Here is a 25,206-nt window from a genome sequence, read left to right on the forward strand (position 1 = left end):
ATTGAAAGGCAAAGAAAGCTACCGTATAACAATCACAGCAAAATTTAGTTTTGGGGAACTGAATATTCATTTTGACCAGGTTGATCGTTAAAAATTACCTGCCGGTGTCATGTTCCAGCGTGAACAGTCCAAATCAAGAAGCATAAGCCATTTCTAATTACATCTTGAGTAACCCTGATTTTGTATTTCCAGAACTGGTAGCAATTGTTGAGGCTTTTGATATTGAGAACACACACCTAAACGGGGTTGTAAGAACTTTTATTGAAAAAGAGGTCCTTTCAGTGCTTTGTTGACGTTCAAAGCCGGCTGATGGCGATTAAGAGCGCATTAGAAGCTAATCCAAAGCTAACGGTCCATACGACAGATATAAATTTTGTGTTGTCGCGCGGATATGAATCTGAAGCCCTGATTTTTACTTACATAAATAAATCTCCACAACAACCAAACACTTCACAATGTATTGCGATGGGCTTCTCGACAGTTATTGACTCGTTTTACTCGTAAAGTCGTGAGCGAATCTAGTTTTTCACATGGTGATCCGAAAGCTTCTAGAAACTGCTGTCTCATAGTTCCATCAAATAATTTGCCTCTGTATTTGGTAGTGAAGACCAAATGAATAACGAGTTTTGTCACGTTATGTTTTGTTAAGATACTCAGATAGCGACTCTTTATTGTGTGCACTCACTTTAAATACCATTGTAAGACCTTATTACTATATGGTTTCAATGAACGGTAAAATGTTAGAGCCACCAAAGTACGCATTTATCCAACACAAGAATAAGCCAAAATACACAGCTCAATTGGCAGAGATTTATTTGAATGAAATTGACCTGTGATGCATTGATGTCTAAGACATAAAACACAGGGATTTCCCACTAAATATTCAATAAAATGTCTAGTCCGATAGGGCGGGGAGTCATAGTCTTCACAAAGAGAATCATGCCAGGACTACTATAGCTTTTAGATGCCTGTATTTGTTGATGCCCGCGAGAACCCTTTGTTCAGACACCAGTAATTTGTTTGCCAAAGAAAGAAGAGAATCTTCAACTCAATTTTTTACTCCGTTTCACCCTGGTTTCACCTAGTGTGTGAGGTAATACGCTTTTTTAGGGGGGGGGTAACCATGAAACCTATATATCAACTAGTAATTCCTGCAGTTATGCTTACACTACTAGGTTGTAGCGACGATGACAAAGAATCGTCTGTAGTAGATACTTCTGGCACTGTTATAGAAACAAAATTTGACGGAATTTGGTTGTCTGAACCATATGGTAAGGGGTTAAAAATTTCAAATGGTAGTATTGAAGCTTTCGACTATACGACAAATTTTTGTCTACTAGACTTTTCGACGGGTTTTGATACCGAGTCCCAGTTGAATGACTTTTTATCAATGTCATCTCAGCAATCTGAAATTTATCTATTTAGTGATTATGGCACAAGTGAATTCCATGCCCCTACGCCTCCTTATGTCAAATATTCTCAGTTACCCGCTTCTTGCTCTAATGGTTACGAAAAAAGGTGGGAGAAAATGGATACTCTCGCGATCCTATGAAAAATGTTAAGATTTTTTTCGAAAGCTTTAAAGAATATTATTTGGACTTTGGTTTAAGTAATACCGATTGGAATGCTGTTTACGAAAGTGCTATCTCTGGAGTCGATGCTACAACAAGCGACGAAGAATTATTTGAAATATTTTATCAGGCAATTTTAAACTTAAATGATACTCACGTTTCAATATCAAGTGGCAGTATTGGAACTGCTTCAATTAATAATAAACCTGTCTTCTGGGAAGTATTACTTGAAGAGTTTATGTTATTGAACAATTTGGGTTCAACTCTTCCTGTGGAGTTAACTCAAGCTGCGAACGAGTATATTGATGATTCTGTGAATGCATTTAAGCAAATTACAGCTTCTTACGCAGAAGAACAATCCAGTATAACGACTTTTGGTGATGATGCGTTGATGTGGTTCCAATCTTCAAATATTGGCTATCTAGCAATCAATAAAATGGCAGGTCTCTCTCCGGACTTAGATTTAGAAGGCGAAATAGGTCAAGCTAATACTGGAATCAATAAAGCATTAGGTGAACTTGCAGATACTGATGCGTTAATCGTTGATGTCAGATTCAATAATGGTGGGTTTGATGCTGTGTCAATGATGTATGCGAAACATTTGATCACGAATGGTGGGATTCTTGCGTCAAAAGAGGTTTCGGATCATTTAGGAAATATGTTCACTCTTAATTATGAACTAGAACCTTCAAGCAATGCATATACAAAGCCGATTTTTATATTGACAAGTGCTTCTACAGTAAGCGCAGCAGAAGTTTTCGTATTGCTTATGAAGTCACAACCAAACGTAATTATTGTTGGTGAAAACACTCAGGGTAGTCTCTCAGACGCGTTGGAAAAAAGCCTACCAAATGGCTTTAAATTTAACTTATCTAATGAAAAATACCTTTCGGCAGACGGTCAATGGTATGAGAAATCTGGTATACCAGCCGATGTTGAGGTTCCATTTTTGGATTACTCTTCGAGACAAGTCGGTGAAGATCTTGCAATTGAAGCAGTTATAAGCCTTCTCGATTAAAAATTATACTTCCCAAGTTTATTAGAGGCTGCCTCAGCCCCTAATAAACTTCCTTACTGTTCAAGTTCGCTAGTAAAAGAGTTAGTTTCATTTGAATCAACTCAATCAAACTTTACCCTGTGTTCCTTAATCCACTCGTGTAATTGCTACCTGAAATGTCTTTTTCCACTTCCTTTAAACTTAGACATGTTTAATTAGAGTTTTCTGTTATAGAAAAACAGGAGACATCTTATGTTTACATCAAATCGAATACTCCGCTAACAACAACTCTATTAATACTTTACATACCAAACTAATTAAGACCTTGGCTTTCCATTCAAAAACGTTCAGTAAACAATGTAAATAGATGAAAAATTGCGCTAATCACATTTTAGTCATCATATTTCCCACTTTGGTCATTCTTTATTACGTTGAATTTGAAAAGATAGTTCTTTTAACTATAGAGAGTTTTTTAAATGACCTACTTTTTTCAAGCTTTAGACAAAGGTTCTAAAAAAATAAGAAGGTTGTCACAATTCCTTTTTTTTGCGAGCGTAATTTGCACAAATCGCGCACTTGCAGAACACAAAGTCGAAGCTGAACCTGTTCTTCCATGGAAGGGTGGTGAGCAAACAATAATGTATTGTCGAACAGAAGCAACGTTTCGTCACATTCTATCAAGCCATGCAGAAGCGGAGGTTAAATGGATATTACCGGTAGGAAGCAAGGTCAAAAAAGGGGAATTAGTTGCAGTGCAACATGATTTCTACTTAGAACAAAGAGAGAAGATCTTAAAAGCTGAAATAGAGTCTGCTGAGAACAACTATTTATATGATTTAGAAGAGTTTAATAGGCTGAAATTGTTAGGGAAGCAGGAACTAATTTCTAGTTCGGACTTAGATAGTCTGGAACTAGCCTATCGTCAGGCGCAATTAAGATCCCAAACTCTAAAAGTTGAGCTAAGCACAGTGCAGTATCAATTATTGCATCTTAAACACTATGCTCCTTTTGACGGTGTAGTATCCAGTATAAATATTCAGCCTGGTTCCTGGGCAGTTCAAGGGCAAACAGTACTAGATTTAACTCCTGAGGTGCCGAATCAATTAAACTGCCGTCTTACTCTTACATTATTTGAAGAGTACGAAAGGCTTAACGATGCTCGTTTCTATTTAGATAATGAAGAACTGAGTTTATTGAGAATAAGTAACGAGTTAGACATAGCAGGACAGTTTATGACTGTTTATCTCCGATTACCTGAAGCACAGCAATTGTTCTTTGGGCAAAGAATAACCGTCGCTCTGGAAAAACCTCGGATCGGTCTATTTCAAATTTCATACGATGCGTTGAACATCGATGCTCAAACCTATTTTGTCTGGTCCATAGATAATAATAATCTCATCCATAAGCATCTAGTTGAAGTTAAGAGAACAATACCTCAGGGATTTGTGGTGAGATCTGATCTGCAAGAAGGAGATAGAGTGATTCTTAATGGAAAAAAAGGACTTAAAGAGAGTATGAAAGTAGAAATGCGAGAGGAGAAAAAGCATTGAAGCGTTTAGAACCACATTATTCAGTTATCATTGCATTCTCATTCTTGTTGGTTTTTCTAGGAATAGCTGCAACTTTTAAATTACCTTATTCATTGCTTCCAGAGGTTGTTCGTCCTCAAATTGCCTTAGTTACTGATTGGCCTGGGAAAAGTTCTGCTGAAATCGAACAGGCACTTATTGCGCCGATGGAGCGACAGTTGAGTCTCATTAGGTATGTTAAAAGACTATCAAAGCAATGTCACTACAGGTCAAGCTTGGACGATTTTGAATTTTCATCCTAATACGGATATGAAAAAAGCCTACACACAAGTTCTTGCAAGACTAAATCAAATACCAGAATGGCCAGCTCAAGTACAAAAGCCCAGAGTTATTGATTACAGTCGTGATGCAGGTTCGACCTTAGCATCTTTGTTTTTGTATTCAGAGAGTGAAATTACTGAAGAGGAATTGGTACTAGCATATCGTTCATATGTAGAACCTTCACTGAGCAAAATATCAGGCATAGAGCAAATCAATTTAGATTCTAATCGGGCAGAACAAAGGATAGATATAGAGTTTTATCCAGAGAAATTGGCTCTCTATTCTTTAACTCTTGAGCATGTAGCAACTAGGCTTAGTCGTCTAGCTGATAGTTCCGGTGGGGGGCTTGAATTTGGTACCAGAGAATATAGGTTGTTGTTTAGAGGTCAAAGTCAATTCGAAGAACTTGAGGATTTAGCTATTGGCATCAGTGAACAGAAGATCATTCGTTTAAAAGAGGTAGCGAAAGTTCACAAACGATTTGCATTTGACTGGTCTTATTCTGCATTCAAAGGCCACAAAGCAATGTACTTTTATATCCAACCAGCATCATCAATTAATGCGTTAGAAGTCTTACAGTCGTTAAAGGCTGCTGTATCAGAAATGAACGAGGGGCCGCTATCCAATACAGGTATTAAACTTGCCCTTAGTCGAGATAATTCTATATCGATAAAGAATGCTCTATGGTTGGTATATGGAAGTATCGCAATAGGGGTAATCCTTGCGTGCTGTGTGTTGTATTGTTTTTTACGTAGTTTTAGATCTCTGTTTCTAATATTCATTAGCATTCCAGTATGTCTCGCTATTGTGCTGTTGCTAATGTTTTTATGCGAAAGAAGTTTAAACTTGATATCACTCGCAGGTATGGCGCTTTCTATAGGCCTTTTACTAGATACATCTATTATTCTAGTTGAGAACATACAAAGGTTACGCTCAGAAGGTCTAGAAACGATTAATGCGATTCATGTTGGAACTTCACAGGTGACAGGAGCTTTAGTTTCATCAACATTGTCTAGTATCTTAATTTTTGCCCCTATTTTATTAATAAATACTAATGCTTCGAATTTGTTCGAGGATTTAGCATTTACAGTATCAAGCGCATTACTAGCATCACTTCTGGTAGCTATCATATTGATACCAGCCTTTGCTCGATACATGCTTAAGGATGAATTTGTAGATAAGTCAACAGAGTCTAAACTGAATGGTTGGGAAAACTTTGTCTGTGCTCCTTCGAGGAAGAGAGTTTTAGCAATTATTTGGGTAGTGTTAGCTGTACCAGGTGCTTTAATTATGGTTTGGCTATCTTCGCCACAGCTCGACCTGTTACCTGACCCAAAAGAAGAACTGGTGATGGTTTATATTGCATTTGATGAGCCTAAATCAGTTTTATCTGCAAAAAATCAAGTCGGTAGAGTGATTGATTCTCGAATAGAAGAACAAAAACATCTCCTTGGAAGCCCAAATTTTGAAATACATGGTCAGTTTTGTTCCCCCACCTATTGTTTACTCTTTTTCTACCCCGAAGGAATTTGGAATTTAGACGAATTCAGGAAATGGATAGAAGCTCAATTGGTTGGTGATCTTGTTGGAGTGAATGCTTTTGTGTACCAAGGAAGCTTGTTAAGATTGGCGATGCCGGATAGTAGAAGCAGTCAATTAGATCTGAAAGGTGCTGACTTAGCAACTTTGCAGAGTACAGGTACTACTCTGCTGCAAAGACTAAAACTGACTTTTCCTGAAGCTAGAATCACAGAATTGGTTCCATTTGGCAATACCCTCCCCAGTATAGAATTCTATCCAAACAATGATAAATTGGCCTTCTATGGAATAAATATAAATGAGCTTAATAGTCAACTGGTTACATTAACCGGTGGTCGTTATCTTGGTCGTTTTTATTCTGGAGGCGATTCTTTGCCTTTCTACTTTAAAGGGAAAGAACCTGAACACTTACATGAATTGTTAGAGACGGAGTTAGTATTCCCGGAACATGGTCCTGTTCCTCTGAGGGAATTAGTGAGTACTAATATCATACTTTCTCCAGGTTCTCTCTACAGAACAAATGGTTTAGCTAGCGTCTCTCTTAACTTAATCCCGCCGGAAGGCATGCCAATCGGCCTCTTCGTTGAAAGGGTCAAAAAGGAAGTGTCACAATTTATCATTAATCATAAAGAGATCTATGTTGAATATAGGGGAAGTGCTGACAGTCTCTCTGTTTTTCTGGATGAATTTGGGAAAATGTTTTTAGTAGCGCTAGTGGGGTTGTTATTGTTGATGCGTCTTACCTTGTCTAGTTGGTCACTAGCTTTGTCCGTACTCCTTTCTATGCCATTAGCTTTGGCTGGAGGTATGCTCAGTCTAAATTTATTAAACTTATGGGTTCCACAAAACTTAGATGTAATAACACTTATAGGCTTTATGATATTAATGGGGTTAGTGATCAACAATGCCATTCTTTTTGCGAGTCATTTCGAGCAGGCCATTTTTGAAGGAAAGGAAAGAATTGGAGCTATCGAAAGTGCTGTCAAAAGTAGAATACGGTCGATCTATATGAGTACCTTGACAAGTATACTGGGAATGTTGCCACTTGTTCTCAATCCAGGTGTTGGTGCTGAGATCTATCGAGGTCTGGCTACAGTGATTGTTGGAGGAATGACCTTTAGCGCTCTATTCACTTTGAGTTTTATGGCCGCCATATTATCGTGCCGTTCCTTCTGTGTAAAACTGTGTCCTGATGAGGCAAATCTTCATTAATCGTAGATATTTACATTGGCGAGTTGGTTTTCTCCTCCTACTGCGGTAAGGTCGACATCAACTCGCTACTACTGTGAGTTTTAACACCAACGATAATCTTTCCATCCTTAACATCAAACCCTAAGTTTTCAAGGTAAGAAAACTCATTAACTATGATACCGTTTAAGTTTTTGATCCTCATGGTTCCTGATAGGTTATCCATTTCGTAGATTAGTTCTCTATCCATTTTAAAGTTATTAGTTGGATTAATCTCAATGTTTTGGACTAGATCAGGTTTGAAAGGTTGAGATATAGATGTTTTGTATATTTTTCCAGTTTTATCAAGTAAAAAGGTAATGTCAGGCATACTAAAGTCAGAGAAAGCCCGAACCCAGTTACTATCTAGGCTTTGGACAAGGTTAAAATCTATATCGTAAAGCTTCACTTGGTAGCCCGTTTTCGTTTGAAATGAAATGGCAAAAATATTCTCAGATAGCCAGTCGATATGACTAATTTGTTCAGATGAATCGATAGTCTTTTCTTTCCCTAATTGGTCAAAGAGGTATATTTGGTTTCCACTACTGAACAAGAAATGGTGGTCATCAGTACTTAATGCCAAGTTTTGAATCATCAAATGAGAGTTGAAATTGCTTATTGCGCGCGCCGCCTTTCCCATTTCTTGGGCATATAGTTGACTCCTACCACTGCGCTTTGAAACGAAAAAAATGGTCTCACTGTGGTGTGAAAATATGGGCAACATTTCGTAACTTGTTGAGTTGTCCAACTTGAAGTACGGTTCTAATAGCCACTGTAAGTCAAAATCAGAATCTCTGGAAGTGAACAAATAATTTACACCATCTGATGCCCTTGTTATGTCACAGCACAGGTAGTTGCTTTGGCTTACAATAACGCTAGTTTTATCCATACCATGGTCTAACAATAGTTTTGTGGCTGGTGGCGCTTCTGTATAGACAATTCCTGAACCATCTTGTGCCCAAATAGCATTATTAGTCCAAAATGTTAGAAGTTTTAACGTTGAAAATTCACTTTGTTGTAAATCAAAAGAAATGAGCCTCACTTTCTCCTTTGCTGTTGTGGGTGACGAGTAACAGTTTCTGTTCGAGTGGATTTAAATCAAGTCTCTCTAATTCTAAACCTTTCAGTCTTTGACTTGTTATTTCTATAAAACTTTTAGCATTAAAGGCCATTCTGTAAAGACGATTGCTATGTATGCTTTTCTCCGGATGTGCCAATACGAATAATTCGTCTATGTCTTTACTGTAATCTGAATCATGAACAACTATTCCATTACATCCGAGTTCCATAGTTTCCTTGATTGTCATTTTTTTTTGTTTTATTTCAACTTTATACCAAGAGCATGTTCCTTTATGTAAAGCTCTAATTACCAAATCGCCATTAGATGTAAACTCAATTAATTCATATATGTCTTCGAAAGGAGTTGCAATCTCATAGGGCGATTCTTGTTTTGGTTTGGCCCAAAGCTCAGTATTAGAAGACTTATTCAAATAGATGATGCCTTGGTCATTAAGCATAGATAACGGGGTAATTTTCAAGCCTGATTGTCGAGTTAAAGCGAAGCTAGCGCCGTATAGATCATGCTTTATAGATTGAGTAGACCAAAAGTACATGGAAGCAATAGATGTAAGTGCTGCGAATGAAGTTAGTAAAAATAAACTTAATTTGTTTCTACGTGTCAGCTTTGAATCTTTTTCAATAGATTGAGTATTTTGAAGTGTTGAAATAAAACGATAACCTTGTTTCGGTACGGTTTGTATAAAACGCGCATTTTTAGGATCGTCTCCGAGTAGCTTGCGTAGGTTAGCGACAGATTTGCTTATTGCATTGTCACTGACAAAGATATCTTTCCAAATAACACTCTGAAGTTCGTCTCGGCTGATTATACGATCGGGGTTATCAATAAAAAAAACAAGCAATGCTAGTTGTCTTGGATCCAAAGGGATGTTTTGCCCTCTTTTCTTTAACTGTCTAGTATGGCAATTAAAGCGAAACGGTCCAAATTCAACTTCATTCATAAATATAGATATTGTGGTAAAGATTATGACATGTTAACGAAGTTTCTTAATACTTTAAATAGTTTATCGCTACATAAGTAGACTAAGAGTAAAGCACTGAGGTGTAAATGATTAATATTACAGGGTTTTGAGCCGAGAATGATTTTTGGTTAGAATGATAATCAGTCAATCTTTTAATGTGATTTCTTTCTCTCCTCTATACGTACAATTAGATACATATTTAAATTTTAAAATTGGTAATCTATACGTTAAATATCACTTATGCAAATTATGGTAGAGGTCTTGTGAAAGCGTTCGTTTTATCCATTCATGTTTTTTTATTTTCTCTAATTTTTAACTCTAGCCAGATTTATGCTAGTAATTCTAGTGTCTGGAGTGGCGGTTTAGGTGTTGTGCGTGTTGATTCAAACTTCAAGGGTGTCGATAATGAGCTACTGGCATTGCCATTGATTGCATACTCAAATGAGAGACTATCGATTGCAGGTTTCTCCTTAGAATACAAATTAATGCAGAGCAGTTTTATATCTACAACGCTATTATTAGAGCCTGGTGATTTTTATCTAGATGCATCTAAATCAAAGGACGTTAGTGTCAGTCAATTGAAAGATCGGAATCTATCCATTTATTTAGGGCCACAAATTTCAATGAATACATGGATTGGTTCGTTTAGTGCCAAATTAATGCAAGATATTTCTTTGAACAGTAAAGGTTATAAAATATCTGCAAACTACAATTATTCAATAGAAATAAATGATAAATTTAGCGTCGTTCCTGAGTTGGGTGTCACTTATAATAGCGACAAGATTTCTGATTATTATTTCGGTTTAAATAGTGGTGAAATTAGCGGATTTAATCCTTACTCATTAAGCGAAACTATAAATACTAGCGTCGGTGTTAAGGCGGTCTATAGTTTAACAGAGAGAATTAGCTTTGTAGCCTATGCAAAAAAGAATTTCATGGATGGAAAAATAGAAAAGTCCCCTATTACGGATAGTGATAGTACAGCTTTTGCCATGTTGTCGGTTTTCTATCGTTTTTAAGAAATAAGAGATTTAAAAGATTACATGTTCTTTTTCAATTAATTCCTGTTGCTGGTCACGTACTATACGTGGCCATTATCAACTTTTCGGTGAGATGTAGAATGTGTAGACCTTGAAATTCTTACAAGTCTAATAGATACATAGCTTTGGGCTTTTACTTTTGTTAAATGTGTTTCTATAAATATAAAAAATACAGGTTGCGTAGTTAGTCCTCAAGCGCGCTCATCTTCTTTCTTCTGTTTCTGAGTGTTTGGGTTTGAGTTATAAGTCTCTACAGGAATTGAGATAGTACGTTAAACCGGCCAACCAGAAGTTTCAGGCCGCTGGCTTCATCCCCATGTGAGCCGCAATTACTAATAAGACTTTACAATTAAGCAAAAGACCGTGTTTGCCATGGTTCATGTTTGACAGAAAGTTACTTCAGAGTACCCAGTTTTTCTTTTTAAGCGCTCTGGATATTTATTGTTGACAACTGTAATCATACGGATTGAGATCAACTTGCAAAAGTTGAGAAAAGAAATTCCTATTTGAGAACAAATTTCGCTAAGCTTTTAATAGTCATATTAGGTGACTATAATCATGGCTAACCAAATTAACTTGGTTTCGATAGACTATTTAAAATGCCTTGCAACATCCGAGAATATATGCGGGATTGAAATCAACATATTTGTATGGAGAAATAGCTGTTAGATGTAAATCTGATTGGCTGTGGTTTGTGATTTTCATTAGTCAAGCCTCTCAGGATAGGGTTGAAAGTGAAATCAATAAAAGTAGTTAATTCAAACCCTAAGAAAGCAACGTTACCTAGAGCTTCAATCTTCAGTCTAAAATTGAGACTGTAAAAAACTGCTCGACCCTTTGAAATTCGATTACATTGTAGTGGTTTTTTTAGCTGATTCTAAGTAATGGAGATATTATTTAAATTTTTCCATTTTAAAAGTCGTCTTTTTTAAATGCTTTATGGTGTATTGCATTAAAATTTAATGCAATACAATTGAGATTTTTTAGGAGCACATATGAAGAAAAAAGGTATTCAGTTACAAATGTTCTTGTCATTCAGTGTGCTTATCATAATCATATGCATGTTTTTCTCTCGATTAAGCCAACTTTCGGTTAGAGTGACCGAAGAGCTTTATATAACTTCAATTTTAGAAAACGAGGCTAGCTATTTTTTAAACATGATTGAAGGTTCTAAAGTCGAAAGTATTACACCCTCTCATAAATCAATTAAGTATATATTCTTTTCTACTCCTGAACTAGATTGCTTATCCAGACCACTACCTCACAACAATTTGATTTCAGTGTTTTTTTGTGGTGATTCTCGGATTTATTCTTACCAACTTGAACATTCTAATAAGAGTACATGGATTCTATTTAATGCCTCAGACGTGCTTCCTACATCAGGAGTTTCAAACATACTTTTTCTATTTTTCATAAGCATATTAGTCGCATCAGTTGTCTTAGCAACCTTGGCAACATGGTTTTTGGCCTCTAGACTCGCGAAACCAATAGAATTTCTGACAAACGAGGTAATTGACTTATCAGATGGATCAAGCATTAGTGGTAGACTATTGAATAGAGAGGATGAAATCGGAGAGTTGGCGCAAGCGTTCAATAGAACATATTCTGAATTAGAAAATGCAATGCAGAGGGAAAAGGATTTTACCCGAGATATTAGTCATGAACTACGTACACCAATTACACTAATTAAAAATGTTCTTTCAACTACTTCTGGTGGAATTCTTTTAGAGTCCCAATAAGAAATTATTGGTCGAATCAACGCTTGAATTGGAAAATACTATCGCCGTCCTGTTAGCTTTAGCTAGGAAGGAAAATCTTGTTTTCAATGCATATAAGTTATTACCGCTATTAGAGAATGCTGTGATTTCACTTTATAAAGTACACTCAGAGGTGGAGTTTGAGGCTTTTGTTGATGTAGATTGCCATAAGTTGGTCTTCGGAAACGCCCATCTAATGTCACTACTTTTTCAGAATCTAGTTAGTAATGCTTTTTATCATGGTGATGGTAGAGCAATGCGTATTTATATGAGAGATGAAAAGTTAGTTTTTGAAAATCAGCAATTGGCTGCGCATCAGTCTCCTAAAGTATCACATGAAGGTCTTGGTCATGGACAGTACTTGGTAAGTAGAATTGCTAAGGTTATGGGGTGGCATATGTCTCTGGAGAAAGATCACAAAATTTTCAGGGTAGTTGTTTCACCAATCATGTGTTAGTGCAAGAATGGAAGTAGGTAGCAAAAATACAAAACCAGATTAGCTGGGTAATACCGAAAGCCAAGCCAAAAGTATCAAAACCAGGGAAAATTGTTAAAATACCAAGAAATGAAATTAAATATCCAAAAAAGATGGTAGGTCTTTTTAGCAATTTGTTTTTACTTAGTTGGAAATTGATCAGTAGCATCCAAATACCTCCGACCCATTCTACTCCTTCCCCAAGTCCTGTTTGAAGAGTGTAGATTACTGGCCATAATTGCCCTGAGTCCGAAGGAGAATGTGATACTAAATATTCAATTGATAGAATGGCAATTAGTCCTGTAGACAAGCTATATGCAGACCAAATATACCCTGAAAATGTTCCTAGCATGCTTGAAATGGAATGAGTTCCGATTTTGCTTTGGATACTATTGGTCAACACAAAAATTGAACACCCAAACAGCACAAATATAATGAAATACCATACTTGTATCATAGTTGAGTACTCAGATAGAACTTCAAGCCTTAGAGATGCGTCGTTGTTAAAGCCTGGTACTATAAGAACTATCATTGCTAGGCCTATTATATAGCTTACTGCGCAAAGCAAGCAGCTATAAAAACCAGTCTTGTTTGGATTAAAAATCATTGATACATCGACTATTTTTTAGTTAATTGGCAAACTAGCATATTTCGCGACAAAAACACAATGTGAATCGGCATCCATAGGCGAACTGCACAGCCGTTTATTGAAGCGGACGTCGTTAGATACTGTAGTAAAGTCGCATTAGAAGATCTGAATGTAATTGCTAAATCCAGAAGCGATTATTATGGCAAATCCAGCAGGCTTAGCCAGGTGTTCGGTTGATTGCGCTACGACAATTACAAACAAGGAAAAAGAGTAATTATCACCGATGACGGTGTCTACAAGGCGTACCAATTAAATGAGTGAATATATGCGAATGCCCTTATCCAAGTCTGAGCATTGACGAACTCATCCCTGAGGTATTCAGATTTAGCTTTTTTCTTAGCTTTTACCGTAAATGTGGTACGTTGAACAAGTAACTCAAGCGCCTTCATTATATACTTAACCAAACACACAGCGAAAACACGCGCCGATTGGGCGTTTTAAGTAGACTAAATCGCCGCCGTGCAGTTGCATCACTTGTTTCGATAAGCTTAGGCCAATGCCAGAGCCTTGTTGTTTGGTGGTAAAAAATGGCACAAACATCAGCTCTAGCACATGGTCGGCGACGCCAGCGCCTGTGTCGGTCACTTCGATAAAACTTTGCCCCGCTATATTTTGCCCAGTTTTGATGGCGATAGCCGCATCATTTATGTGTGTTTGTTGGCTCGTTGTAACGGCTTCAATCGCGTTTTTAATTAGGTTGATCAATACTTGCTCGATTTGTGCGCTGTCGAGCATCACCAAAGCGGTGTGGTTTATCTCTAAGTCAAAGCGGATATTAGCGGCGTTACACAGCCGAAGGTGCAGTTGATGGACGCGACGGGCTAGGGCATCGAGCGGCTCGGCGTGTAAATTGGGTTTAGGCACATTACTGACTTGGCGAAAACGCGCGATAAACTCGCTTAAGTGTTCAGTGCGTTTTGCTAAGGTGGTGAGCGCTAAATTAAGGTCGTCTTTGTCTTCGTCGCTGGCAAAGTGGTCGCCCTCTGGCACTAGACCCAAGCAAGTCTGAGCGATGGATGACAGCGGCGTAATCGAATTGGCGATTTCATGGGTGAGTACATGCGTCAGGCGTTTATAAGCTTGTTGCTCTTTTGATTGCAATGCGTCGCGAATGGAGTGCAGTGTAATGATTTTGCGTTGTTTGCCTTGAATCAGCGCCGTGCTTATTTGCAGCGATAAGGTGTCTGTTTGCTCGCCGCGCTGCCAGTTGGCAATGGTTTTCAGGCTGTTGTGAGTCTGCTCAACGAGCGGCGCTAAATGCTCAAGGTCGGCGACGTTATAGATGCTCTTGCCGAGTAACTTCGCACTCGCGGGGTTGATTTCAACCACTTTGCCTTGCTCGTCAAACACGATGATGGCCAGCTCGATATGCACCAGCAAAGCTTGCAAAAACTGCGCTTGCTGCGCGAGGTTAAAACGCGTGGTTTGCATTTGTGTTTTGACTTCATCGAGCTGCGCGCGCAGTGGGTGCGACTTTCCAAAGCCGAGTGTAAAATCGCCGTTGGCGAGCGCGCGGATCACTTGTTCGGTTTGTTTTTGCTGGGTGTGGAATAAGCCCACTAAACTTACTATAGCCAGCATCAACGCGCCCAAAAAAACCAACAATTTGGCGCTCATGCCATCGTGTAAATAGAGTGCACAGCAGAGCACGCTTAACCCAATCAAGACGGCGATACGCGCGTAGAGCGACAGCGAAAATGACATCCTATTCATGCTTAAAGTCCGTATTTTTCAAGGCGGCGGTACATCGCGCCACGGGTCAAGCCCAGTGCTTTGGCAGCGTGGCTCACATTACCTTGAAAATGTGTGAGCGCGGCGCGCACAGCACGTTGTTCCAATACTTCTAAATCAAAGGTGTCGTATTGCACACTGCCAGTCACAACAACGTCCTGATTTGCCGGCGTTGTCACGATATGACTCACATCCAGATGGTCGCCTTCGCTCAAAATAACCGCGCGTTCAATTGCGTGAGCAAGTTCGCGGACGTTGCCTGGCCAATCGTATTGCGTTAGGCGCGCTAAGTCGGCGGCGCGCAACGTGAGGCTGCATTTATATTTTTGACCGTAATGGGCAAGGTAATGGTTGGCGAGTAAGGGGATGTCGTCACGGCGCTCACGCAGTGGCGGCAAACGAATTTCAACGGTGTTAATGCGAAACAGTAAATCTTGTCGAAACCGACCTTCGGTGACGGCGTGATCCAAGTTTTCATTGGTGGCGCAAATTAGGCGAATATCGACATCAATCGCTTTGTTGCCACCGACGGGGGTTATTTGGCGGTTTTGGATGGCGGCAAGCAGTTTGACTTGTTGGTTGAGCGCTAAATTACCGAGTTCATCTAAAAACAAGGTACCGCCATGCGCCAGTTCAAAGCGGCCTATGCGGTCGGTTTTGGCATCGGTAAACGCCCCTTTTTTATGACCAAACAATTCGCTGGCAAATAAGTCCTCAGAGAGTGCGCCCATGTCGAGACTGATCAGCGAGTGGTTGCTTCGAAGGCTCGCTTGGTGAATAGCATGCGCGGTTAGCTCTTTGCCCGTACCACTTTCGCCCGTAATAAGAATGTTGGCATCGGTTTTGGCGGCTTTTTCGATGGTATTGAACACCTCTTGCATTGCGTCGCTTTGCCCTAAAAACGCGAATGGTTTGCCATTGCCTTGCGTTAAAATTTGGCTAAGCCCTTGGGTTCGCCGAGCAAGCAAACCCAACTGCTGTTTGTCTTTGGCGTGAGCATAGGCCGCAGCAACCGCGCCGAGCAGTTGTTCGTTCTGCCAAGGTTTGGCAACAAAGTCGGCCGCACCCGCTTTGATGGCTTCAACCGCCAGTTGAATGTCGCCATACGCGGTCATCAATAACACCGCAATTGAGGCGTCGAGCGCGACGATTTTTTTCAGCCAATAAAACCCTTCGCGGCCGCTAATGGCGTCTTGCGAAAAGTTCATATCCAGTAAGATCACGTCAATTTTCTGTTCTTTTACTAGATTTTCGATGTCAAAAGGGGTGTCGGTGGTAAGCACCTTGGCATAGTGTTTTTTTAGCAGCAGCTTTGCTGCGATCAATATGTCGGGATTGTCATCGACAATCAGTAAAGTACCTTCGCTGGTCTGTGTCATGAGGTGTTCTCGATGCGTTGCTGTTTTTATCCTAAGCGATCTTTGCTGAAAGTGTCCATAATTGGACAGTGAAAAATACTAAAAGTGTTCTATTAACGGACACTAGTTTTGCATCAAAATAACAAAGTTAAGTCTATCTTTATGAAATAAAAGGATTTAATTTTTTGGCACGACTCTTGATTTACTAAGCCTAAGATGAATTATTTTTTTAAGTGATCGTGGATAGAAAAATTGAACGAACCGCGCTGCAAAAGGCCAGTAAACCGCTTTTGATTGTAGCGATTGTGCTGGTTTTGCTTGGCGTGTTTTACGGTGTGAGTCAAACCAACGCGCAAGGGCGTAGCCAAACCGTCGATGTCACGTCATTGACGATTACCCCCGTGAAGCAAGGAGCATTCACAGACTCGCTGCAATTGCGTGGTCAGGTTGTGCCAAAAACCACGGTGTATCTCGATACCATCGCAGGGGGTCAGGTTGAGGCGCGCTTAGTTGAGCAAGGTGAATATGTTGAAAAAGGCCAACCTTTGGTGCGCCTTAGCAACACTAGCTTGCAGCTTGACGTGATGAGCCGCGAGGCTCAGGTAACCGAGCAGCTTAATTTTTTGCGCAACACACAAATGACCATGGAAACCAGTCGATTAAACTTAAAGCGCGATTTGCTCGAAATTGACCTGCAAATTAAGCACCTTGAACGACGTATTAAACAATATCGAGTATTGGCCCAAACTGGCGTGCTCGCCCAAGACAAACTCGACGAGTTAGAGCAAGACCTAGCCTATTACCTTGATCGCAAAGCGCTGACGGTGGAGCGTCAACAGCAAGAAAACAGCATTCGTGAAGTGCAAGTGGCACAGTTGGAAGACAGCGCCAAAATGCTGGATAAAAACCTACAATTTGCGCGTAAAAACCTCGATAACCTCTTATTGCGCGCACCCGTTGCAGGCTACTTGAGCGAGCTTGATGCCGAAATAGGCGCATCAAAATCCTCAGGCGCGCGCCTTGGGCAAATTGACTTACCCGACGAATATAAGTTGGTGGTGCGATTGGACGAATTCTATTTAAACCAAGTGCAAATGAACATGCCCGTGGTGGTCACACTAGAAGGTCAAAAAGTGGCGGCCCACGTTACCAAAATTGATAGCCGAGTGAGTCAATCGCAATTTCAAATTGAAGTCGATTTACCAAAGCAAAGCCCTGACATTAAACGCGGCCAAAGTTTGGATGTGGAGCTGATGTTTGGTGCCGACAACGCCAATGCAGTGTTGCTTGCACGCGGCGCGTTTTTTACGACCACGGGTGGCAATTGGATTTACGTGGTTAACGACGATGGCCAAGTTGCCGAGCGCCGTACTATCCGTCTTGGCAAGAAAAACCGTGATTACTTTGAAGTGCTTGAAGGCTTAGCAGCTGGCGAACGGGTGATCACCTCAAGTTACAGCCATTTTGATAAAGCCCAAATTTTACGATTTTAAGCTGCGCCTTAGCGTATAACAGGATAACAAGATGATTAAATTACACCATTTAAGCCGCGTTTTTCGTACCCAAGATGTCGAAACAACGGCGCTAAACCACATCAATTTGCACATTAGCCAAGGCGAGTTTGTTGCCATTATGGACTCTTCTGGCTGCGGTAAATCAACGCTGCTGTCGATACTCGGCATGCTAGATTCGCCAAGTCACGGCAGCATCGAGTTTGATGGTACGGACATTTCGGGATTTTCGGAGGCGAAACTCGCGCAATTGAGAAAGGCCAGCATTGGCTTTGTATTTCAAAGCTTTAACCTTATTGATGAGTTGACCGTGTATGAAAACGTGGAATTGCCACTGCAATATTTAAATGTCTCTAAATCCGAGCGTAAAGCGCGTGTCGAGGCGATTTTAAAGCGTGTGGCGATTGACCATCGCGCCGATCACTTTCCACAGCAGTTGTCGGGCGGTCAACAGCAACGTGTGGCCATCGCCAGAGCCTTAGTGATCAAACCCAAACTTATCCTCGCCGACGAACCTACAGGGAACTTGGACTCTAAAAATGGTGAAGAAGTTATGGGAATGCTGCGCGAGTTGAATCGTGAGGGCACGACCGTAATTATGGTTACCCACTCGGAAAAAGAAGGGGCTTATTCTGACAGAATAGTGCGTCTACTTGATGGACAAATTATGGTCGATAAGGCGAATGTTTATGAGCAAACATTTTCAGAAGCGTCTGTATAGTGATGCTAAGTAGTTAGTTTAAAAAGTTAATAATAGTATTTCAATATATCAAATAAACGAGCAGCCGTTGCGTATGAGTAAAGCGCAATGAAATTAATAGAGGAAACTGCTTATGATTGCTAACTATGCTAAAACGGCCTGGCGTACACTTTCGCGCTATAAGCAGCACAGTATGTTGAATGTTGTGGGCCTTGCTATAGGTTTAGCAGCCACCTTGTTGGTGGCGCAATATGCCAGATATGAACTTTCTTATGATAAGCAGCAGCCCGATGTGGAGCGAGTTTTTCGAGTTGAATCAGATTTTTCTGCCTTAGGGGTTGGTTCGGTGCCCTCGGCGAATTATGAGTTAGCCAAAGCGTTTCAGGCATTACCCCAAGTTGAAGACGTATTTAGTTTAACGCCAGTCAAGGATGTTGATGAGTCTTGGATGTATGTTACACGAGGCGAAAATCAATTCAAACTAGATAAATTGTTTCTATCGTACGCCAATATTCGTCAGTTTATTGCTTTAGATGTGATTTCGGGTGACCTAGAACGTACATTAAGCACGCCACGGCATCTGGCACTTAGTCAGTCAGAAGCTTATAGGCTATTTGGTTCGGAGCTGGTTGTTGGCGAAACTTTGTCTAATCAAGCTGGTCTTTTTACGGTTGGTGCGGTTTTTAAGGACTTACCAGAAACTTCGCATTTTGCTTTTAACAGTTTGCTGTTTATGGACAATTTGGCATTGGACAGTGACTCTAGCTTAGACTACGTCTACGTCAAAGTACATTTTCCGTTTGATAAATCAGCGCTTGAAGCGCAGTTATTTTCGCGGTACGCCTTTGGTGAAGACAAAAAATACTTAAAACTGCAACTAATGCCTTTAAAAGACTTGTACTTTAGTGGCCAATCTCCCTATGAGATGAAACCCGGAGGTTCGCTGTTAGCCATTCAAATCTGTTTGAGCCTTTGTTTCATATTGTTGGTTGTCGCAATCGTGAATTTTATTAATTTGAGCGTGGCACAAGGAGCGCTCCGAGCGAAGGAAATAGGAGTTCGTAAAGCACTAGGAGCTACTCGAGGGCAGTTATTTTGGCAATTTATGATGGAAACTTCGGTGATAACCTTGGTTGCGATGTGCCTTGGGTATGCGTTAGTCGAGTTGAGTCTACCTCTATTCAATAGCTTGGTTGACCGTCAAATTGAGATTTTTTGGCATTTAGACATCTTAGCGGTACTGATTGCGATGACGGTAATGGTGACATTACTCGCTGGCAGCTACCCAGCTTGGTATCTCAGCGCCCAGAATACAAAAGCGATTTTGCAGGGTGAAAGCGTTCAGGGAAGATCCGCCATTCGTCTACGCAAAGGACTGTTAATTATTCAATCAAGCTTTGCGATTGGCTTGGTCATAGCAGCTATGGTATTGCCCGCTCAGCTTGCGTATTTGCAAGCGCAGCCAACGGGTTACGAGAAAGAACAAAAATTGGTTCTGCAAAGTATGCCCAATGGCACCGTATTCACACAAACCCCCTCCGCTTTGGTTGAGCAACTAGCGAAATTTGAAGGCGTACGACATGTCGGCATAATCGATTCTCTGATGACAGAAGGGTTTATGTATAGTCTGCAATTTACTTTTGCCGATGGTGTCGAGTCGGCTCAGTCTTTTCCTGGTGTTGGCACGGGATTTGGTGCGGTTGAAACACTTGGATTGAATTTACTCGCGGGCCGTGACTTTGACAAAAGCTTTGCAAGTGATTGGTTTCATCGTGATGAGTCGGGCCGACATGTGTCTATTTTAATCACGCGTTCGCTTGCCAAGACGGCGGGCTATGACATCCCTGAGCTTGCCATCAACAAGACCATAAAGGCGCTTGGAATAAACATGCATATCGTTGGTGTGGTCGAGGACGTGCAGTTAGGTCAGACTCGTGAGGCGCATACCCAGGTCGTGTTTTTGTGCGGGTTTTCGATGACATTTAGCAAGAATTTGATCTTGACGGTTGTGCCAGGTGAACACCATGAACTATTTGAACAAATTCGGGCGTTGGTAGCCGCAGAGCTTAATATCTATGAGTTCCCAACTTATTCTGGCTGGATGAAGAATATGCGCATACGTTCGCCGCAGATACTCGACTGGCCAATATCGTGCAAGTTTTTTCAGTACTGGCAATTTTCTTAGCTGCTTTGGGTACTTATGGCCTAGCGTCGTTCTCGATTTTGCGTCGTCAAAAGGAACTCGCTATTCGCAAAGTACTGGGTGCTGGGCGCTTTGGTATTTCTTTATTGGTAGCTAAAGAATTTGTGACGTTAGTGCTTTTAAGCGCGGTACTCGCGTTTCCGCTGGCGTTTTGGCTGCTTGATAATTGGCTTAGCCAGTTTAATCATCGTGTTGAACAGACAACTTGGATGTATGTCTTGGCACTTGTCGTCGTTTCGGCGGTCACTTGGTTAACGGTGTCGTTATTGACGCTTAGAACGCTGAGTGTCAGGCCTTCCACCATATTAAAATACGAGTAGCAAATATGATGTTTACACATTATCTATCCTCGACAGTTCGTATTGTTAATGCTCATAAATTACATTTCCTTTTGAATGTGATTGGCTTGGCGATAGGGTTATCGGCTGCGCTTATTATGGTGCAATTTGTGCGCTATGAAATGTCCTTTGACGCGTTTCAACCTGATGCGCAGCGAGTGTATCGACTACAGGTTGACCCTGGTGTAGATGGGTTAATGTCTGTGCCTGTCACTATGCTCCATATAGCGCAAAGTGTTCGCGAGCGAAGTGATGTCCAAGCCTTGTTTTATCTTGTTGATGCAAAAGAGCATGGATTGCTTGAAACAGACGTAAAAATAGCAGGGCAGCCTTGGGCACTGCGTAATGTGTACGCATCCATTGCTAATATTCAAGAGTTTGTCGCTATTACGCCGCTTTTCGGATCGCTGCAAGAGGCGTTATCTCAACCCAACACGCTGGCTCTGAGTCAACGAGAAGCCATTCGCTTGTTTGGCCAACCTGACGTGATAGGTCGGCAGATCGTAGCGGGTAATAAGGACATGGTTGTTGCAGCGGTTTTTGAAAATCTGCCCGAGCAAAGTCATTTTGTATTCGATACCCTAATTGCGCTTGATGAAACCAAGCAGGCTAAGTTGTCGGGTTATGTTTATGTGCGTACCACACAAAATGCCGAAATAACTGACATCGAGAATGCATTAGCAAAGCGTCTTATCGATTTTTATCATTTGCAAAATACCCAGTTGACGTATGAGCTAGTCGCGATGCAAGACATCTATTTACATGCTCATTCCCCCTTTGAGTTTAAACGCGGAGGTTCGTTACTTTTGGTCAAATGCGCGTTGGTGTTAGCCATTGTGCTGGTGGTGATTGGCCTTGCGAATTACATCAATTTTGCGGTATCGCAGCTGCTGCAGCGCACGAAGGAAATAGCGGTGCGCAAAACAGTAGGGGCGAGTCAGGCGCAACTGGTTGTGCAATTTCTGATTGAAGCCCTGCAGTTGGTTGGCTGTGCCATGATACTCGCGCTCGGTTTAAGCGAGTTAGCGTTACCCTATTTTAATGTGTTTGCAGAACGTACATTGGCTATTTCTTGGAGCGTCACAAGCGTCCTAGGAACGTTTGCAGGCATTCTCATGCTAGGTCTTATCGCTGGTGCGTATCCAGCCTATTTGGTTGCTCGGACGCCCCAAAAGCAACTATTAGCGGGAAGTTTACAAACGGGTCGCGACGCGGCGTTTGTCAGAAAAACACTTCTTGTTTTGCAATCAGTTTTGGCGGTGGGTTTGCTCGCTGGCTCGATGGTAGCGCTCAATCAATTGGCCTTTTTGCAAGGTAGCGAACGAGGTTTTTTAGCTGAAAACCGATTGGTTGTTCACGGTATCGATAGAAATAAGCTGCAAGGACGAGAAACGCAGTTAACCACTGTATTAAGCCAGCTCGAAGGCGTATCGTCGGTGACATTAAGTGATGGGTTACCCACGTCGCCTATCACCAGTGAATATTATTTCCGCTGGCCCAACGGCTACGAAGAGACTGGCTTTCCGCCGACACTCGGCAGCGGATTTAATGTGGTGAGTACACTTGGACTTAATCTTATTGCAGGGCGAGACTTCGAAACTCATTTCGCAAGCGATTGGATCCATACGGTAAACACCTCACAGGCCGAAGTAGCAAGCGACGAACAGCCACAAGCGATGTCACTGATAGTGACCGAAAGCATGGCTAAACGAGCAGGCTACATGCATGTCGAGGAGGTAGTTGAGCTCAAGGTGGTTGGACTGTATGAAAATATTGAAGCAACGATTGTGGGCGTTGTTGGCGATCTTAAAGTAGGTGGAGCCAAGGACGACAGGGTCCCGATGTCGTTTAGCTGCGGATTATTTTACGAGCAAAACCTTAACGTGGTGATAAAAGGGCAAGACGATAAAGTCCGGTTTTTGCTGCCACACATCACCGCAATTTTACGGGACTTCGACCTTTCTTATGAGCCGCATATCACCGCTATGCAACAAGACGTGGAATATAATTTTAAAGAAGAAGCCGCGTTATCGACCTTGATTACCTTTTTTAGCGTGCTCGCCGTGGGGTTAAGTTGTTTTGGGATTTTAGGGTTATCCGCGTTTCAGGTGTTACGTAAGCAAAAGGAAATTGCAATCCGCAAAGTACTTGGCAGCTCCAAACTCGCTGTTTTAAATCTGATTGCCAAAGAGTTTATGCGGCTTACGTTTATCGCACTGTGCGCTGCATTTCCAATTTTCTATATCGGCAGTCAGCGCTGGCTTGAGACATTCAACGAACACGTGGGCGTTATGTGGTGGGTATTTCCAGTCGCCGCGCTTTGCGTGCTCATGATGACTTGGGGTACGGTGGTAGTAATGGCATATCGTGCTGCTTCAGTTCGACCTGCACTCATTTTACGTAATGAATAATAACGAAGGAGACGTTGATGTTATTCTCATATTTTAAAGTGGCAGCAAGGCATTTCACGAGGCAAAAGCGTTACTTTGCTCTTAATGTGATTGGCCTCAGTATTGGTTTGGCCGCGGCCATGTTAACCGCCTTTTATGTGTTGCACGAGCTGTCTTATGACTCAGATCAACCCGATGCAAATGTCCATTATCGGGTTGAGATGCACGCACAAGAAAATGGCAATGAATATTTACTATCAACCCAGAAGCATAGAGATAGTTGTTAGTCATTTGCGGTATCGAAGCGGTCTATTATCTTCTCAATAGGCGTATGAGTTGGGATGTAAAAGTCACCTGTGGAGATGATCTATTTCCAGTTGTTTGAATGAAAATTGATAACACGTAAGGATAGACTAGTTAATGTGGCAATAGTAAGGGACACTAGTTTGAAGGATTTAACTACCTAGAAGACTAGTAGATGGTTTAAAAACACAAAAGACACGATTGAGAAAGTGGAATATGTGCGATTTGAATCGCCTAAATTGATTAGTTCTGTAACCCATAAAAGCGCCGATTTTACTTAAAGAGAAGGTAGATTTGATAAGAACAGGAGAGCCTCCTACATGAGTCAATATTACCTGATGGGCAGCGCAATTAAGGCTCCAACTTTCTATAACGAACGCGGTGTTCCAAATTGGTCTGGTATGTCAGAAACTCGCTTTACATCAGAGCTGAAAGCGGAGTTACAGCGATTTATTGAAATCGAAGGTTTTCAACGAGGATATGAGGACGAGTGCAACGACACAGTAGGACTCAGAATCGAATTTTTCCATCCTGAATTCATGAGCGGTGCGGCACAAATTACGTGGGAAAAGCATTATCGCCAAGGAGTTGCTCACGCGCAATTGGCAAGATGTAAAGCTGTAGTAGGGGGATAGTTGGTTTACTTAAATCCAGCTTCCTGTCACTACGATGTTGCTTATTGTCATGCTCTCTCGGTAAGCCTACGTCGGTAAACTCATCTTGAAAAATCAGCACAGGCATAGAAGCGGTTGGTTGCTCCACTCGGCCACCAGCATGCTCAATATTACACATCGCTCGGTATGCGCCTGCCCGTGCAATGGTTATTTTGTACTTTTCTTCATCAAGAGTTTCGATTTTTACGCGTTGTTGGTCAATGAATGACTGCCAACTATCAGTGTTAAAACCGGATGGATAGGCCTTATCATAGAGTTCACTAACCATATTCAGAGCTTGCTCTTTGCTCACGTTCTTTGAGTTCGGTTTTTTGTGCACAGTCAGACCGACATATCGAACAGGCCCTTCAATTGCGCTGATAAATCGAGTCAGTTGTAATTGATGAACTGATTTAAGTGCTTTCATTACATGCCGACGTACCGTGTGTTCAGGTAGTCTGTGGCGGCATTTATAGTCTGCTTTTAGGTCAATCATTCCTTGTTTAAGCTCGTTGATTCGTGCAATTAAAGCGAGCAGGGGAGGCATGTGTTTTGTTCGTATTTGTATAACGCCAGGTACACGCACAGCATTAGTTGGGTGCTGCTCTGCAGTGAGTTCAAATTGAGAATAGATTTTTAAGTGCTGCCACACGTCATCGGCTTCTACCAACGAAAATTCTTTCTGATTTGGTTTTATGGCCATCAAGGTACAACGATAATCTGTAGTAGGAACGGCTTGGAGGTACTCGATGAATTCTCGCGTAGCTGATTTTATAGCTTCATAGCTGCGTTGCAGGTCTATTTGAAAGGCGGTTTGTTGAGTATCAGTTAGTTTATCCACGCGAAGTTCCTTGTATAAAAGTTATACTGTAATT

The 25,206-nt window shown here is 41.1% G+C and carries 21 protein-coding genes and 1 pseudogene; 15 read left to right on the top strand and 7 right to left on the bottom strand.

What is annotated here, in order from left to right:
- Nucleotides 1–516 precede the first annotated feature (516 nt).
- Nucleotides 517–681, bottom strand: a pseudogene (locus tag J5O05_RS22035) (transposase); the annotation flags it as partial.
- Nucleotides 682–1,123: 442 nt separating this feature from the next.
- Here J5O05_RS22035 and J5O05_RS17360 point away from each other — a divergent pair.
- The 5 genes from J5O05_RS17360 to J5O05_RS17380 all read left to right on the top strand — a co-directional run bounded on the left by J5O05_RS17360 (nt 1,124) and on the right by J5O05_RS17380 (nt 7,169).
- The gene (locus J5O05_RS17360) at nt 1,124–1,552 is read left to right on the top strand and encodes a hypothetical protein (RefSeq protein WP_208844643.1); all 429 of its coding nucleotides are present in this window, start codon (nt 1,124–1,126) and stop codon (nt 1,550–1,552) included.
- The gene (locus J5O05_RS17365; RefSeq protein WP_208844644.1) at nt 1,549–2,589 is read left to right on the top strand and encodes a S41 family peptidase; all 1,041 of its coding nucleotides are present in this window, start codon (nt 1,549–1,551) and stop codon (nt 2,587–2,589) included. The genes J5O05_RS17360 and J5O05_RS17365 overlap by 4 nt, the downstream gene beginning before the upstream one ends.
- A 455-nt stretch (nt 2,590–3,044) precedes the next feature.
- A complete protein-coding gene (locus J5O05_RS17370; protein ID WP_208844645.1) occupies nt 3,045–4,118 on the top strand; it encodes an efflux RND transporter periplasmic adaptor subunit in 1,074 nt (357 codons plus the stop codon).
- A gap of 47 nt (nt 4,119–4,165) precedes the next feature.
- The gene (locus tag J5O05_RS22925; protein ID WP_425281523.1) at nt 4,166–4,399 is read left to right on the top strand and encodes an efflux RND transporter permease subunit; all 234 of its coding nucleotides are present in this window, start codon (nt 4,166–4,168) and stop codon (nt 4,397–4,399) included.
- The gene (locus J5O05_RS17380; protein ID WP_208844647.1) at nt 4,332–7,169 is read left to right on the top strand and encodes an efflux RND transporter permease subunit; all 2,838 of its coding nucleotides are present in this window, start codon (nt 4,332–4,334) and stop codon (nt 7,167–7,169) included. Before J5O05_RS22925 ends, J5O05_RS17380 begins: the two co-directional genes overlap by 68 nt.
- Before the next feature lie 37 nt (nt 7,170–7,206).
- Here the strand turns inward: J5O05_RS17380 and J5O05_RS17385 are convergent, their stop codons facing one another.
- The gene (locus tag J5O05_RS17385) at nt 7,207–8,226 is read right to left on the bottom strand and encodes a hypothetical protein (protein WP_208844648.1); all 1,020 of its coding nucleotides are present in this window, start codon (nt 8,224–8,226) and stop codon (nt 7,207–7,209) included.
- Nucleotides 8,207–9,202 carry a winged helix-turn-helix domain-containing protein gene (locus J5O05_RS17390; RefSeq protein ID WP_208844649.1) on the bottom strand — a complete coding sequence of 332 codons (996 nt, stop codon included), beginning with the start codon at nt 9,200–9,202 and terminating at the stop codon, nt 8,207–8,209. Before J5O05_RS17390 ends, J5O05_RS17385 begins: the two co-directional genes overlap by 20 nt.
- 284 nt (nt 9,203–9,486) lie before the next feature.
- Between J5O05_RS17390 and J5O05_RS17395 the strand changes: the two genes are divergently transcribed.
- The 3 genes from J5O05_RS17395 (at nt 9,487) to J5O05_RS17405 (ending at nt 12,477) form a co-directional block, all read left to right on the top strand.
- Nucleotides 9,487–10,242, top strand: coding sequence for a MipA/OmpV family protein (locus J5O05_RS17395; RefSeq protein ID WP_208844650.1), 756 nt, complete (start codon nt 9,487–9,489; stop codon nt 10,240–10,242).
- A 1,016-nt stretch (nt 10,243–11,258) separates the two neighbouring features.
- On the top strand, nt 11,259–12,002 hold the full coding sequence (locus J5O05_RS17400) for a HAMP domain-containing protein (RefSeq protein WP_208844651.1): 744 nt from the start codon (nt 11,259–11,261) through the stop codon (nt 12,000–12,002).
- 7 nt (nt 12,003–12,009) lie between these two features.
- Nucleotides 12,010–12,477 (top strand): ATP-binding protein, encoded by a 468-nt coding sequence (locus tag J5O05_RS17405; protein ID WP_208844652.1) that lies wholly within the window; start codon nt 12,010–12,012, stop codon nt 12,475–12,477.
- On the opposite strand, the gene J5O05_RS17410 is transcribed toward J5O05_RS17405, so the two are convergent.
- The 3 genes from J5O05_RS17410 to J5O05_RS17420 form a co-directional block, all read right to left on the bottom strand.
- Nucleotides 12,467–13,102 (bottom strand): hypothetical protein, encoded by a 636-nt coding sequence (locus tag J5O05_RS17410; RefSeq protein WP_208844653.1) that lies wholly within the window; start codon nt 13,100–13,102, stop codon nt 12,467–12,469. The two genes, J5O05_RS17405 and J5O05_RS17410, sit on opposite strands and share 11 nt — an antisense overlap.
- A gap of 438 nt (nt 13,103–13,540) precedes the next feature.
- Nucleotides 13,541–14,857, bottom strand: a complete 1,317-nt coding sequence (locus tag J5O05_RS17415; protein ID WP_208844654.1) for a sensor histidine kinase — start codon at nt 14,855–14,857, stop codon at nt 13,541–13,543.
- Nucleotides 14,858–14,859: 2 nt separating this feature from the next.
- Nucleotides 14,860–16,254: a sigma-54-dependent transcriptional regulator gene (locus J5O05_RS17420; protein WP_208844655.1), complete on the bottom strand. Its 1,395-nt coding sequence runs from the start codon at nt 16,252–16,254 to the stop codon at nt 14,860–14,862.
- A gap of 272 nt (nt 16,255–16,526) precedes the next feature.
- Here J5O05_RS17420 and J5O05_RS17425 point away from each other — a divergent pair, with 272 nt between their 5' ends.
- From J5O05_RS17425 to J5O05_RS17455, 7 genes are all read left to right on the top strand, one after another.
- Nucleotides 16,527–17,726 (top strand): efflux RND transporter periplasmic adaptor subunit, encoded by a 1,200-nt coding sequence (locus tag J5O05_RS17425; RefSeq protein WP_425281524.1) that lies wholly within the window; start codon nt 16,527–16,529, stop codon nt 17,724–17,726.
- Between the two features lie 31 nt (nt 17,727–17,757).
- Complete coding sequence (locus J5O05_RS17430; RefSeq protein WP_208844565.1) at nt 17,758–18,465, top strand: ABC transporter ATP-binding protein; 708 nt, start codon at nt 17,758–17,760, stop codon at nt 18,463–18,465.
- Nucleotides 18,466–18,577: 112 nt separating this feature from the next.
- Nucleotides 18,578–20,629 carry an ABC transporter permease gene (locus tag J5O05_RS17435; RefSeq protein WP_208844566.1) on the top strand — a complete coding sequence of 684 codons (2,052 nt, stop codon included), beginning with the start codon at nt 18,578–18,580 and terminating at the stop codon, nt 20,627–20,629.
- Nucleotides 20,596–20,967 carry an ABC transporter permease gene (locus tag J5O05_RS17440; RefSeq protein WP_208844567.1) on the top strand — a complete coding sequence of 124 codons (372 nt, stop codon included), beginning with the start codon at nt 20,596–20,598 and terminating at the stop codon, nt 20,965–20,967. The genes J5O05_RS17435 and J5O05_RS17440 overlap by 34 nt, the downstream gene beginning before the upstream one ends.
- Nucleotides 20,968–20,972: 5 nt before the next feature.
- A complete protein-coding gene (locus J5O05_RS17445; protein WP_208844568.1) occupies nt 20,973–23,396 on the top strand; it encodes an ABC transporter permease in 2,424 nt (807 codons plus the stop codon).
- A gap of 17 nt (nt 23,397–23,413) precedes the next feature.
- Nucleotides 23,414–23,662, top strand: coding sequence for an ABC transporter permease (locus tag J5O05_RS17450; protein ID WP_208844569.1), 249 nt, complete (start codon nt 23,414–23,416; stop codon nt 23,660–23,662).
- A gap of 336 nt (nt 23,663–23,998) precedes the next feature.
- Nucleotides 23,999–24,313 carry a hypothetical protein gene (locus J5O05_RS17455; RefSeq protein ID WP_208844570.1) on the top strand — a complete coding sequence of 105 codons (315 nt, stop codon included), beginning with the start codon at nt 23,999–24,001 and terminating at the stop codon, nt 24,311–24,313.
- On the opposite strand, the gene J5O05_RS17460 is transcribed toward J5O05_RS17455, so the two are convergent.
- Nucleotides 24,237–25,172: a DNA replication terminus site-binding protein gene (locus J5O05_RS17460; RefSeq protein WP_208844571.1), complete on the bottom strand. Its 936-nt coding sequence runs from the start codon at nt 25,170–25,172 to the stop codon at nt 24,237–24,239. The two genes, J5O05_RS17455 and J5O05_RS17460, sit on opposite strands and share 77 nt — an antisense overlap.
- Nucleotides 25,173–25,206: the final 34 nt, after the last annotated feature.

This window comes from Pseudoalteromonas xiamenensis (assembly GCF_017638925.1).
GTDB lineage: Bacteria > Pseudomonadota > Gammaproteobacteria > Enterobacterales > Alteromonadaceae > Pseudoalteromonas > Pseudoalteromonas xiamenensis.